Source organism: Streptomyces litchfieldiae (genome assembly GCF_031845365.1).
Taxonomy (GTDB): domain Bacteria; phylum Actinomycetota; class Actinomycetes; order Streptomycetales; family Streptomycetaceae; genus Streptomyces; species Streptomyces litchfieldiae.
The window spans coordinates 142674-155306 of record NZ_JAVREL010000003.1; the positions used below are offsets into that span (position 1 = coordinate 142674).

The 12633-nt window shown below is 73.2% G+C and carries 13 protein-coding genes and 1 pseudogene; 5 read left to right on the forward strand and 9 right to left on the reverse strand.

The features are described from left to right. The first annotated feature begins 176 nt into the window (after positions 1-176). Entirely contained in the window at positions 177-545 is a 369-nt protein-coding gene (locus RM590_RS07215) for an MFS transporter (RefSeq protein ID WP_311703547.1), read from the forward strand. 241 nt (positions 546-786) lie between these two features. Here RM590_RS07215 and RM590_RS07220 read toward each other — a convergent pair whose 3' ends face one another. After that, positions 787-1329, reverse strand: coding sequence for a GNAT family N-acetyltransferase (locus RM590_RS07220; protein WP_311703548.1), 543 nt, complete (start codon positions 1327-1329; stop codon positions 787-789). A 348-nt stretch (positions 1330-1677) separates the two neighbouring features. Then, complete coding sequence (locus RM590_RS07225) at positions 1678-2733, reverse strand: serine hydrolase domain-containing protein (protein WP_394813816.1); 1056 nt, start codon at positions 2731-2733, stop codon at positions 1678-1680. A 269-nt stretch (positions 2734-3002) separates the two neighbouring features. Between RM590_RS07225 and RM590_RS07230 the strand changes: the two are divergent. Then, positions 3003-3936 (forward strand): annotated as a pseudogene (locus RM590_RS07230) (aminoglycoside phosphotransferase family protein). A 197-nt stretch (positions 3937-4133) separates the two neighbouring features. On the opposite strand, the gene RM590_RS07235 reads toward RM590_RS07230, so the two are convergent. Further along, a complete protein-coding gene (locus tag RM590_RS07235; RefSeq protein WP_311703550.1) occupies positions 4134-4295 on the reverse strand; it encodes a hypothetical protein in 162 nt (53 codons plus the stop codon). A gap of 578 nt (positions 4296-4873) precedes the next feature. On the opposite strand from RM590_RS07235, the gene RM590_RS07240 reads away from it, so the two are divergent. Then, the gene (locus RM590_RS07240; protein ID WP_311703551.1) at positions 4874-5377 is read left to right on the forward strand and encodes an ABC transporter permease; all 504 of its coding nucleotides are present in this window, start codon (positions 4874-4876) and stop codon (positions 5375-5377) included. An 18-nt stretch (positions 5378-5395) separates the two neighbouring features. Here the strand turns inward: RM590_RS07240 and RM590_RS07245 are convergent, their stop codons facing one another. The 5 genes from RM590_RS07245 to bla form a co-directional block, all read right to left on the reverse strand. Then, a complete protein-coding gene (locus RM590_RS07245; RefSeq protein ID WP_311703552.1) occupies positions 5396-6064 on the reverse strand; it encodes a M15 family metallopeptidase in 669 nt (222 codons plus the stop codon). Next, positions 6061-6654: a GNAT family N-acetyltransferase gene (locus RM590_RS07250; RefSeq protein WP_311703553.1), complete on the reverse strand. Its 594-nt coding sequence runs from the start codon at positions 6652-6654 to the stop codon at positions 6061-6063. Before RM590_RS07250 ends, RM590_RS07245 begins: the two co-directional genes overlap by 4 nt. Before the next feature lie 17 nt (positions 6655-6671). Beyond that, positions 6672-7619: a MerR family transcriptional regulator gene (locus tag RM590_RS07255; RefSeq protein ID WP_311703554.1), complete on the reverse strand. Its 948-nt coding sequence runs from the start codon at positions 7617-7619 to the stop codon at positions 6672-6674. 33 nt (positions 7620-7652) lie between these two features. Further along, on the reverse strand, positions 7653-8648 hold the full coding sequence (locus RM590_RS07260) for an MBL fold metallo-hydrolase (RefSeq protein WP_311703555.1): 996 nt from the start codon (positions 8646-8648) through the stop codon (positions 7653-7655). Between the two features lie 64 nt (positions 8649-8712). Then, positions 8713-9648: a class A beta-lactamase gene (gene bla / locus RM590_RS07265; RefSeq protein ID WP_311703556.1), complete on the reverse strand. Its 936-nt coding sequence runs from the start codon at positions 9646-9648 to the stop codon at positions 8713-8715. A 204-nt stretch (positions 9649-9852) separates the two neighbouring features. Here bla and RM590_RS07270 point away from each other — a divergent pair, with 204 nt between their 5' ends. Together RM590_RS07270 and RM590_RS07275 are read left to right on the forward strand one after the other, a co-directional pair. Further along, on the forward strand, positions 9853-10749 hold the full coding sequence (locus RM590_RS07270; protein ID WP_311703557.1) for a LysR family transcriptional regulator: 897 nt from the start codon (positions 9853-9855) through the stop codon (positions 10747-10749). Continuing rightward, positions 10746-11657: a serine hydrolase gene (locus tag RM590_RS07275; RefSeq protein WP_311703558.1), complete on the forward strand. Its 912-nt coding sequence runs from the start codon at positions 10746-10748 to the stop codon at positions 11655-11657. The genes RM590_RS07270 and RM590_RS07275 overlap by 4 nt, the downstream gene beginning before the upstream one ends. 32 nt (positions 11658-11689) lie before the next feature. Here the strand turns inward: RM590_RS07275 and RM590_RS07280 are convergent, their stop codons facing one another. Continuing rightward, positions 11690-12628, reverse strand: coding sequence for a sigma-70 family RNA polymerase sigma factor (locus RM590_RS07280; RefSeq protein WP_311703559.1), 939 nt, complete (start codon positions 12626-12628; stop codon positions 11690-11692). Positions 12629-12633 lie beyond the last annotated feature (5 nt).

Below are 12633 nucleotides of genomic sequence, written 5' to 3' on the forward strand. Positions count from 1 at the left end.
CGCCCAGTTCATGATCACGCTCGACATCGCCATCGTGAACGTCGCGCTGCCGTCGATCCAGGCGGACCTCGGGCTGGCGCCCACCGACCTGCAATGGGTGGTGATCACCTACGGGCTGCTTCTCGGCGGGCTGCTGCTCCTCGGCGGCCGGGCTGTTCCTGCTCTCGCGCGCCCCGGTGGATGCCGCGTACTGGCCGCACCTGTTCCCCGGCATGGTCCTGGTCGGTGCCGGGGTCGGCCTGTCGCTGGTCGCGGCGCAGGTGGCGGCGTTCATCGGCATACCGCCGTCGGTCAGCGGTCTGGCCGGCGGGATGATCGAGACCGCCCGGGAGATCGGCGGCGCGCTGGGGACCGCGGTCGTGGCCTCGGTCGCCGTCGCCGCCACCGGGGAGCTGCTCGCCGACGGCACGCCCGCCGGCCCGGCGCTCACCGAGGGGTTCCGGCGGGGGTCGCTCGTCGCCGCCGGCCTGAATCTGGCGGGCCTCCTCGTCGCACTGGCCGTGCTGCGCCGCGCTGAGCGAGCCCCCACCGCGTCCACCGACTGAGAGCGGGCGGCGGCCTAGGGCCTGTATCGAGTTCCCGCCCGGGCCCGCGACGCCAGTCACGGCACCTCGCCGCTCCCCCAGACTCCGTCTGGGAGGTGCCCCCAGCCGAATCGCGCGAATACGGCCGGGTATGAGCTGCGATCCGGTGCCTTGCTGGGGGTACCTCCCAGGCCCCCAAGGGCCTGGGGGGGCACCGCGTCTGACGCCGCGGGCTGATCCGACCGGGAACTCGACACAGGCCCTAGACCTTCGCGTCCGGCTTCCACTCCTGGGCGAGGAGCCCGAGCAGCACCTCGTCCAGGAACTCGCCCATCACCCACGACGAGGAGCGCAGCACGCCCTCGCGGACAAAACCGTTGCGCTCGGCGGCGCGCAGCATCGCGGTGTTGTCCGACAGGGTCTCGATCTGCAGCCGCTGCATGCCGCGCACGACGAAACCGTAGTGGCACAGCACCGCGACCACGTCGGTGCTGTAGCCCTTGCCGCGGGCGGACGGCACCAGCCCCATCCCGATGTGCGCGCCCCGGTGGTGGTTGTCGATGCCCCACAGCGACGCCGTACCGATCAGCGTGCCGCCGTCCAGCTCCACCACGGAGAACGGGACGTGCCCCTGCTCCTTGTCGTCCACCACGAACGGCGAGTCCTTCGAGCCGGGCGTGATCGGCCGCCACGGCCGGCCATCTGCCCGCGAGGAAGTGACCACGTCGCTGTGGAGCTCGGCCTGGAGGACCGGGATGTCGTCCTCGTGCCGGGCCCTGAGCCCGACCTTGCTACCTCTTAGCATGCGAGCTTCTTATCCGACCGTGCTGGCCAGCGGCAAACCAGCGGGTCGCCACGTTCACCACGTCGGAGGAAATCGCCGGGGACATGATCGACATCATCCCGTTCGTGCTCGCCGACCGGCTCGTCGCCCAGGGCGCACTCCACATGCCCGCCCCCCGAGTGGACCGAGAACGTCATCCGCGACGGCCGCCTGGTCACCGGCCAGAACCCCGCCTCCGCCCGCCGCACCGCCCGGGAGGTCGTCGCAGCGCTCACCGAACAGCTCGCCGTGGGCCGGAACGCGAGACGGCACCCCCGCCGGACGCCGCCGGAGCGGGCGCGGGGGTGCCGTTCGCGTTCACGGTCACGGTCACAAACTGCGGCACAGCTCCTGGTCCACGAGTGCCCTCATGGCGTCCTGCGTGCCCTGGCCGCCGTCGCTGGTGACGTATACCGTGGCGCTCCGGGTCCCGTCCCGGGTGACGCCAACCCAGGTGCGATAGCCGAGCAGTTCCCCGAAGTGACCGAAGTAGCTGCCGCCACAGGACAACGGGATCTCGCCCAGACCGAGTCCGTACCGCACGCCCAGCGCGGGCGCCGACGTGGTGGTCGTCATCTCGTCGAGCTGCGCCGGCTCCAGCAGTTCGCCGCCGAGCAGCGCGGTGTAGAACCGGTTCAGGTCGTGCGCGGTGCTGATGATCGAGCCGGAGCCGACGGCCATGCTCGGGTTGAGCGTCGTGACGTCGACGCCAGTGTCCGTGCCGAACGCGGCGTAGCCCCGGGCGTGCGGGCCCAGGATGAACGGGAACGCGTACGGCGCGCTGGTGTCCTCCAGGCCGAGCGGGCGGATGATCCGGTCGTTCACCTCCTGTGCCCAACTCCGGCCGGTGACCTCGTGGATGATCATCGCGGCGAGAACGTAGTTGATGTTGGAGTACGACCACTCACTGTCCGGGGGAGGCTGCCGCATCGCCAGCGCCACCAACTCCTCGGGGGCGTAGGTGCGGAACCGCTCGGCTCGATAGCCGTCGGCGCTGTTCAGCGCGGCTATCTCCGGCAGGATGTCGGGGAGGCCGCTGGTGTGCTGCAACAACTGCCGCACGGTGATCCGGCTGCCGTCGTAGACGTTGCCCCGGACCACTCCCGGCAGCCACTGCTCGACGGTGTCGTCCAGGGACATCTCCCCGTCCTCGACGAGTTGCAGCACGACCGCGGCGGTGAAGGTCTTGGCGGCGCTGCCGATCCGGAACCTGCCGTCCTGCGGCATCGGCCGGTCGGTGCCGATCTCGGCCGTCCCGGCGCGCGCGGTGTCCTGGGTGCCCGGCGACGTCACCTCGGCGAACACCCCGACGGCGCCCGTGTCGTGGATCGCGTCCACCTGCTGCTGGAGCGAATCGGCCCCCCGCGGCTGGGCCACCGCCGTCACCCCGGTCGACGCGGCGACGACGACCGCGGCCAGACCGGCCAGGACAAGTCGGCCTCACCGACGCCTTCTTGACACCCGCATGCTGATCTCTCTTCTGTTCGGCCGGCCCGCGGCTGCTTCGCCCCCGGAGCCGGTGATCGCCGACCATCCCACCAGCGGAGCGGGGAACGTCCCATCCGGCTTTCCCCCTGATGTGCCGATGCGCTGCCCTCAGTGCGGTGCCGGGGGTTAACCCCCGGCCGGCTCCGATTGGCGCTCAAGGTGCGCGAATGATCGAGGTACCGGAGGCGTTCGCGCGGAGCACCGCCGAGCGCGAGGGCGAGCCCGGGACGGCGTGGCTCGCAGAACTGCCCGGGATCGCGAAGGAGTTGCTGGATCGCTGGGGGTGCGTGCCGGACGGCGAGATCCTGCACGGCGGCGTCGGGATCGTCGTTCCGGTGCGTCGGCGGACCGAGGGCACCGCTGTGCTGAAGGTGTCGTTTCCGCACACCGGCAACGTCCACGAGCCGGACGCACTCGCGGCGTGGAGCGGGCGCGGAGCCGTCCTGCTGCACGAACGCGACGACGAGCGGTTTGCGTTGCTGCTGGAACGGGTCCAGCCGTCGGCCTTGGCGGAGGTCGAGGACGGCGATCAGGTGGTGACGGTCGCCGGACGGATCAGCCACCGGCTGGCCGTTCCGGCGCCGCCGGGCCTGCCTCGGCTGCGGGAGCAGGCCGATGGCTGGGCGGAGCACTTGCGCGAGGATGCCGCGGGGCTGGCGCACGCGCTGCCGCGCCGCGTGGTGGGACGCGGCTGTGGCGACGGTCCGCGAGCTGGGGCGCGCCCAGCCGGACGTGCTCATTCACGGAGATCTCCACGCCAGGAACATCCTGCGTGCCGACCGTGAGCCTTGGCTGGCCGTCGACCCCAGGGGTTACGCGGGCGATCCGGCTTACGACGGCGGCACGCTGCTCAAGTCGCGGGCGCCGGCGCTGCTCGAAGCGGACGACGTTCGGAAGGACGTGCACCGCATCCTGGACGTCTTCGCCGAGGCCGCGGAGGTCGACCGCGAACGCGTGCGGCGCTGGGCTCAGTTCCACGCCGTCCAGGCTGCGTTCTGGGGCCGCCGGCATGGATTCCGGATTGCCCGCAGCGGATCACGGCGGGTCCGGCTCATTGAATTCGCCGACCGGCTGGCGGAGTTGCTCACGAAACCGGAGTGAGGCGTTCGGGAGCCCGACGGAGCGACTGGCCGGCGCGCACGCGGTCACCCAGCAGCGGTCTGCCGATCCGCCACCTGTCCGAGAGCCCTGACTCCGGACGCCCGGCCCTGTCCGTTCAGGGCACGAGCACCGCGTGGGTCCGGGCGCCCGCCGTGATCGTGGCCGTTGTTTGCCCGGGACATGTCCGTGGTGTCCAGTCACCACCCCTGGTCGCCCAATTCGTCGCGCATGACCTGCTCCAAAAACGTGTAGTCGAAGGCGACATGGTCCCGGGCCGGGCGGGTCTCGTTGCGGAGTTGGCAGACGGCCGGCGGCGGAGCCAGCACGGTGAACAGGTCCGTCTGGTCGCCGGAGCACACCGAGGCCCTCACTCGCGAACGGGCCGCCCTGCCCGGCGTGGCCCGGGCGGTGCCCGACCGCTCCGGCTACGCCCAGGCCGTGCTGAACGGGCGGCCGGTGGACGGCGACGCGGCCGGCGACCGGCAGGCCACCGGCTGGTCGGCCGCCGCCCTCGCCCGCGACCCCGGGCCGACCGCCGGCCGCCCGCCGCGCCGGGACGACGAGGTGGTGCTCGACCGCGCGCTGGGCCTGGACCCCGGCGACCGGGTCACGCTGCTGACCGCCGCCGGGTTCGAGACGTTCACCGTCGCCGGCACCCGCGACGGCCCCGGCTACTACCTCACCGACCACCGCGCCGCCCAACTGGCCGGTGGCGTCCGGGTGATCGGGCTGACCCTGGCCGACGGCGCCGACCCGGACACGGTCGCCGCCGCGGCCACCCGCGCCGTCGGGGACGCCGGGCAGGTCCTCACCGGCGGCGAACGCGCCGAACTCGCCCCGGTGCGCGACGAACGCACCCGGTGGATCGGCGCCCAGGTGGTCAGCGCGCTGGCCGGGCTGGGCGCGTTCGCTGGCCGCGCTTGCCGAACGGGACGGCGTGGCCGTCACGCAGTCCGTGCTCGCCCGCACCGGCGTCCGGGCCGGCGACACGCTGCCGGTGGTCCTCGAGGACGGCCGCACCCGCCCGTTGCGCGTCGTGGCCGTGCTCACCGACGACTCCGCGCCCGGCGAGGTGCTGCTGCCGTACGGGACGGTCCGGGAGCACGACCCGGTGGCGCTGGCCGAGGTGGTGTACCGCACCGGGCCACAACCGGCCGACCTGCCCGCCGAGTTGGGCGCCCGCGAGGTCGGGGTGGCCGAGTACGCGGCGCGCGGCGACGCCGAGGAGGACCGGCTGGTGTGGGTGTTCACCCTGCTGCTGACCGGCATGTCGGCCGGCTGCACCGGCCTGGCCGTGGGCAACACCCTGCTGATGGCCACCGCCGCCCGGTCCGGCGACTTCGCGGTGCTGCGCCGCTCCGGCGCCACCCCCGGGCAGGTGCTGCGGATGGTCGCGGGCGAGACGGCGTTCGTGGTGGCGCTGGGCACGCTCCTCGGCTGAGGCCCGCCCCGCCGGCTCTCAGTCGTGCGGGGCGGCGGGGCTCTCCACCGGGCCGTAGCGGGCGGCGGCCGCCCCGGTCATCAGCGCCCAGTAGCGGTCGCCGAAGGACCAATGCCACCATTCCGTGGGGTAGTTCACCAGGCCCGCCGCCGTGAGCGCGCTGCCCAGCAGCTTCCGGTTGGCCCGGGCCTCCGCGCCGATGTCGGCGGCGTCGGTGTAGCAGGCGCCCTCGCTCTCCTCCGGGTCCGCGTTCATCCGTGTGCCCAGGTCCAGCTCGCGCCCGTCGGCGTCGGCGAGGGTGAGGTCAACGGCCGCACCGGCGCTGTGCGGAGCGATCTCGGGCGGTGACACGTAACGGCTCGCGGCCGAGCGGATCCGCTCCTCGGACCAGTCGGCGTGGTCGGCCCGCAGCCGGCCCGCGTACTCCTCGAAGTACGTCCGCTGCAACGAGGGCGGCCGGTACCCCTCGACAAACAGCAGCCGCAGGCCCCGCGGGAGCGTCGCCTGGGCCTTGAGCAGCCGCTCCAGCACGCCTTCCCGCAGGTGGGCGAAGGCGTCCGCCGGGTCCTGCTTGCGCGTGTCGACCAGCAACGGGCCGCCGCGGCGGACGTCCACGAGGAGTTCACCGCACTCCCGGACGGGTATGGCGGCGACCCTCGGATCCGACATCAGGACGATCTCACTCATGACGCGATCCTCTCGCGGATTCCGGGCGGGCGGGTTCGGACGTGCACGTGGCCCTCCCGGGGGAAGGCCGGTGGCGCGGCGGGCAGGAGCGCGGTCAGTTCGTACCCGCACTTCCGCGCGACGTGGCACGACGCCGTGTTGTCCACTTGATGCAGGAGCTTCACGTGCGTCAGCCCGTCATCGGCGAAGGTGGTGAACGCCCAGTCCGTCACGGTCCGCAACGCCCGGGGAGCTATTCCCCGGCCACGCGCGTGTGCCGCGGTCCAGTAGCCCACCTCCGCCGCCGCGGCGCCCGGGGTGACGTTCTTGAGGACCACATGACCCACCAACCGCTGGCCGGCTCCCTCGACTTGGGCCTCCACCACGGCGAATCCGAAGCGGTCCCCGGCCCGCCGGCCCCGTTGCTGATCCCGCACCCACCGTGCCGCGCCGGCCTCGTCGTCCACGGCCGGACTCGCCCAGCGGCGCAGGGTCTCGTCCCGGTACAGCGTGACCAGCTCGGCCGCGTCCCCCGGGCCCCAGGGGCGCAGCACGAGGGCGGGAGCCGACGGCGTGGCGGGCACCTCCAGCCGGGCGGCGATCTTGTTCACTCGGTGAGACTGTGCCGTCATCGCGTCGTCCGTGCGCGCAGAGCCGCCAGTGACCAGTCGATCAGCGGTGCCAGACGCTCCGGGGCGGGCCAGCCGTTGATCAGTGCGAGCAGGTGGAGGTACCGGTCCCGGCGCGGATCGTTCGCGGCCTCCAACCGCCGCGACAGCCGCCTGTGCGGTCCGGCGTCGCCGGGGCGGCCGTCGTCCGGCGCACACCGCGCGACGAGCGCCGCGATCACGGGGTCTGCCTGCGGCGATTCCGGACTGATCCCGGATGCCACGGCCGCTCCGACGAGTTCGCGGGTGATGGCGACGACGTCCGGTCGTGGCGGCATGGGAACGTCGTGGTTCATGAGGGCCGCGTGGTCTTCGGCCAGCCGCCGGGCGCCGGCGCGGAAGTCCGGGTCCAGGGACAGCTCCGCCAGCTCCACCCATGCCCTGACCTGCTCGTCGGTGGGGCTGCGGGGAAGCTCGGGCGTCATCGACCGGCGAGCCGCCGCATGGGCGGGGGCACCGTCGGGACCGCCGAAGACGGTGTCCAGGAAGTCGTCGATGAGACGCCGCCGTTCGGCTTCGGACAGGGTGGCGAGCTGGCGCATGAGTTCCACTTCCTCGGGTTCGGGTTCGCCGGGCCCGCGCTCGGCGACGGCCGTCAGCACCGCCCGTCGCAGCCGCAGGACGCCGATCTGCACGTCCAGCGCCGCCGCGTGTTCCGCGGCGACCTCGCCGAGCGTGAGCCGCCGGTCCACGACCCGCCGGATCGCGTCCAGGCCGAGTCCCAGTTCGCGCAGCGTCCGCACCAGGGTCAGGCGAGCGACGGCGTCGGCGGTGTAGCGGCGGTAGCCGGCGGGAGTGCGGTCCGCCGGCACCACGATGCCGCGATCGGAGTAGAACCGGATGGTCTTGACCGTCAGCCCGGTGCGCCGGGCCAGTTCACCGATCGAGTACAGGGTGCCGCCGTTCATGACCCCACTTTCCCGTCTCCCCCCACGGGAGACTCAAGTCCCGGCTCCGGCCGCCGCCTCGGCGTCGGCGAGCCGCCCGCGCAGCATGGAGTCCAGCACCTTCATGAATCGCTGTGTTCGTGTCCGGCCGAGCACGAAGGGGTTTGGACCGCAGGGGTCGTTCCGCAACTGCTCGGCCCGCTGAAGACCGTGGTCGTTGGGGTGGTTGGACAGTTCCACATCCACGTCGGCCTGTCGCGTCCGGGCCCTGAACGAGTGGATTGAGGCCAGGTAGGTGCGCAGCTCGGCGGGCGTAGTCGGTGGGTTCATGCCGCCCCACAGCATGGCCCTGTGGCGCTCGTGGCCCGCCCGCACCGGGAAGATCGGGGAGACGGTGCCCGGAGTGTGGCCCGGGGTGTGGTGCAACTGGATGGTCGTGCCGCCGAGCGTGAGCCGTTGCCCGTCCCTGATCTCCAGGTCCCGGGCGGGGGCGTTGGGCCCGCCGGTGCGGGCGACGAGGTCCCAGTCGGCCGGTGCCATCAGCACGCGCGCTCCATAGCGGTCGGCGAGGTACCGCGCGCCGCCGTAGTGGTCGTCGTGGCCGTGGGTGACCACGACGTACTTGATCGTCTCCGGGTCCGCTCCCACGGCGCGCAGCCCGGGGACGAGGATGCTCTCGGCCTCCTGCGGGGAGGTGAGCGCGTCGATCAGCACGATCCCGTCGTCGGTCAGGACGGCCATGGCGGAGACCCAGCCGGCGCTCAGCATGACGAGGTTGTCGAAGAGCTTCAACGGCTCCGGGGCGGGTGGGCGGGGAAAGGTGGTGCCGGGGGTGAGCGCCCGCACGAGCGCGGACAACACCGGGTCGTGACCGGCCAGTTGGCGGGCCCGGTCGTAGTGCGCCTGCGCGTCGCCCGCGGCGGCCGTCGCCGACGACGCGAGGGGGAGCGAACCGGCTCCGGCGGCGAGTGCCAGGGCGGCGAACCGGCCGAAGCGGCGCCTGGAGAGGGGGCCGGGGGTCTCCGGCTGGTGGCGGGTGGAACGGGTCATGCTGATGGCTCTCCTGGTGAAGGGGATGTCCTCGGGCTTGTTCTCACGGCGCAGGGCTCATGGCTCATGGCTCAGGGAGCGCGGCCACGGCCACGGCGGCGGCCTCGGCGATCAGCGCGTCGTCGTGCTCGGCGTCCCGCTCGTCGTGGGCGGACATGATCGCCAGGACGAGCGGGTCGCCGCCGTCGTCCGGCCACACCACGGCGATGTCGTTGCGCCCGCCGTACCCGCCCGCGCCGCTCTTGTCCGCGACGGTCCAGTCGTCCGGGAGGCCGGCGCGGATGAGCGTTTCGCCGGTGGTGTTCGTCACCATCCACATGGTGAGAAGCTCGCGCTCGTCCGGGTCGAGGGCGTCGCCGAGCAGGAACGCCCGCAGGTCCGTGCCGAACGCGCGCGGCGTGCTGGTGTCGCGGATGTCGCCCGGCGTCGCCTCGTTCAGTGCTGTCTCGTACCGGTCCATCTCGGTGACGTCGTCGCCGAGTTGCTCCTCCAGCACGGTCTCCAGACCATCGGGCCCGCCGAGCGCGTCGAGGAGCAGATTGGCCGCGGTGTTGTCGCTGTACCAGAGGGTGGCCGCACACAGCTCGCGCAGGCTCATCCCGGTCTCGACGAAGTCCTCGCTCACCGGCGAGTTCTCCACCAGGTCCTCGCGTGTGTAGGTGACCACCTCGTCGATCGCGTCCAGGCCGTACGTCTGAAGCACGGCGGCCGCCAGCAGCGCCTTGAACGTCGAGGCGTACGCGAACCGTTCGTCCGCCCGGTGGGTGACCTCCCGGCCCGTGCCGGTGTCCAGGGCGTAGACGCCCAGCCGCGCATCGAACTCGTCCTCCAGCGCCCGGAATTCACGAGCGGTGGACGACGCGGCCGGAACGGACGACGCGGCCGGAACGGACGGCGCGGCGGGAACGGACGGCGCGGTGTCCCGGCCGCACGCCGGGAGCGCGACGAGCGCCGCGAGCGCGAGCACGCCCGCCGCCCGGGCGGGGGACCTGTGCGTCATGAAATGTGCCACGAAGCCTCTCACCACCTTGAAACTCTGCGTTCCTGCGGCCCGGGGGATTCCCGGACCTCGGCACCACCCTCCGGCGCGGGAGTCCCTTCAGTCCAAGACGCGAGTGCGCGATTCCATGCCGTTCCGGCATGAAGTCATGGCCCTAGGGAGTTCATGACCGCCGTTCATGCCGCCCTGGCATAGTTGGGTGCCGTGGATCTGGTCGGGGCGTGCCGGGCGTTCGTCAACGTCAGCGAGCGCGGGAGTTTCACGGTGGGCGCGGCGGCGGCCCGGATGGCGCAGTCCGTCGCGAGCCGCCGCGTCGCCGCGCTGGAACGGCACCTGGGCGAGCGGTTGCTGGAGAGAACCTCGCGCCCGGCGAGCCTCACGCCGTTCGGCCGGGACATGCTGCCGCTGGCGCGGCAACTCGTCGAGCTGGCCGACCAGTTGGAACACGAGGCGGAGGCCGCCCGGCAACGGCCGCTGCGGCTGGCCGTCCCCGCCACCTGCCCCACCGGCGCGCTGGCCCGGCTCATCGCCGAGGCGCAGGCCCACGGAATACGCCTCGACCCGCGTCCCGTCGAGCCGGCGGAGCGGGCCGAACTCGTCCGGTCCCAGCAGATACGCGCGGCGCTGCTGGCACTGCCGCCCGCCGAGGCGGCCTGGACCGTTCCGCTGGGGCTGGCGGTGGCCGACCACCCCGGCGCCGGGCCGATCTACCTCGACACCCTCCGCCCCGGCCGGGCCGACCGCGACCAACGGCCCCGGCGGGTCTGGCTCCAACCGGAGGACGACGTGCCCCACGTGCGCGACCGCCTGACCCGCCTGCGCGACGCCGTCGGACTGCGCCCGGCGCAACTCGCCGTCGCACCGGGCCCGGCCGCCGCGGCGGCCGACGTGCTCAGCCACGGCGACGCGCTGCTGTGCTCGCCCGCCCAGGCCCGGCCCCTCGGCCTCCACTGGCGGCCGGTCGGCGAACTCGCCACCGGCCTCGCCCGCGGCTACGCCCTGGCGAGCGCCGACGCCGCCGACCCCGACGCCGCCCGCCTCCGGGAGCGTTGCGCGGACGCGATCGCCCGGTGCCTCGGCGCCGAGGAGGCGTCGCGATGAGCACGGAGAGGTTCCTGCGGGAACTGCGGCAGTCGCTGCGCGACGGCGGGCTCCACGGCTCGTTCCTCGTACGCGACGTGGACACCGGCGAGGAGCTGGGCATCGACCGCGACATCGAGTTCCCCGTCGCGTCGCTGGTGAAGATCCCGCTCGCCCTGGCGACACTCGACCGCATCCAGCGGGGCGAACTCGACGGCGCGGAGACGCGTCAGGTGTGGCCCGGCCGGATCACCACGCCCGGACCGACCGGCATCAGCCGTTTCCGCCACCCCGCCCGCGTCGCCGTCGACGACCTGCTCTACCTCTCCGTCTCCATCAGCGACAACGCCGCCACCGACGCGCTCTTCGAACTCACCCCGCCCGCCGAGGTCGCGGCATACCTGCACCGGACAGGGGCGCGCGGCATCACGGTCCGGCACGTGATCCAGGAGCTGACCGACACCCCCACCGAACGCTTCGAGGCGGCGGAGGTGCACCTCGCCCACGCCCTCGCCATCGACGCGGGCACGGCGGGACGCGGCCACCGCCTGCCGCAGCTCGACATCTCACGCGCGAACACGGGCACCGCCCGCGCGTTCGTGGACCTCCTCCAAGCGGTGTGGACAGAGCCGTCGAAGATCCACCGAGAAGCGGCGGCACGCCTGCGCACGCTGCTGGCCAACAACGTGATCCGCCACCGCCTCGCCCCGGACTTCGCCTCCGACTCCTCGCGTTGGTCGTCGAAGACGGGCACGCTGCTCAACTTGCGTCACGAGGTGGGCGTGGTGGAGCACGCCGACGGCCAGACGTACGCCGTGGCGGCGCTGACCGAGTCGCAGGTGGCCGCGAGCAGCCAGCCGGGCGCGGAAGCGCTGATGGGCCAGGTGGCCCGCCGCCTCCGCGACTGGCTTCGGGCGGGGAGGGGGTGAGGGGGCGCTTCCGCCGTGCCCCGCGCCTCCGCCTACCACTCGGTGAGCGGCGTCCCGGGTTCGTCGCGTTGCCGCCAGGCCTCGGTGAGGCGTGCGAGGCGGGGTGCGGCTGCGAAGCCGTGCATCGTCGCCACCTTGCCGTCGCGGATCTCGAACACCGCCGCGCCGACCACCCGGTCGCCGAGTACGGCGACTATCGCGGGGGAGCCGTTGACCCGCTCCAGGTGGATCGCCGGGGCGCCGCCGGCCAGGCGGCGTTTCGCGGGGGATGGCTTGAAGGCGCCCCGCGCCAGGGCGGCGACGCGTTCGGCCGTCTCGTACCGCAGCAGCGTCGTGGGCGGCCCCGCCGCCTCCCCGATCGCGGTCGCGTCATCCGTGAGCAACGCCACGAGCCGTTCGACGCGGCCCGACGAGGCGGCGTCGAGGAATTCCTCGACGACTCGGCGCGCCGACGCGGGGTCGACTTCGCCGCCGCCGCGGCGCGCCGCGGTGACATGGCGTCGGGCCCGGTGGAGGTGCTGCTGGCTGCCGGCCTCGGTGATGTCGAGGATCTCGGCGATCTCGGCGTGGCTGAAGGAGAACGCCTCGCGCAGGACGTACACGGCCCGCTCGGCCGGTGAGAGGCGTTCCATCAGGGTCAGCAAGGCCAACGACACCGATTCGCGCTGCTCGAACGTGTCCGCCGGGCCGAGCATCGGGTCGCCCTCGAGCAGCGGCTCGGGCAACCAGGCGCCCACCGCCCGTTCGCGGCGCGCCTGCGCCGAGCGGAGCCGGTCGAGGCAGAGGTTGGTGACGGTCTTGGTCAGCCACGCCTCCGGCACCTCGATCCGCCCGCGGTCGGCGGCCTGCCAGCGCAGGAACGCGTCCTGCACGGCGTCCTCGGCGTCGGCGGCCGAGCCGAGCAGACGGTACGCGAGCGAGGCCAGCCGGTCCCGACTGGCCTCGAAACGATCGGTGGCGGTGCCGTCCATGCGCG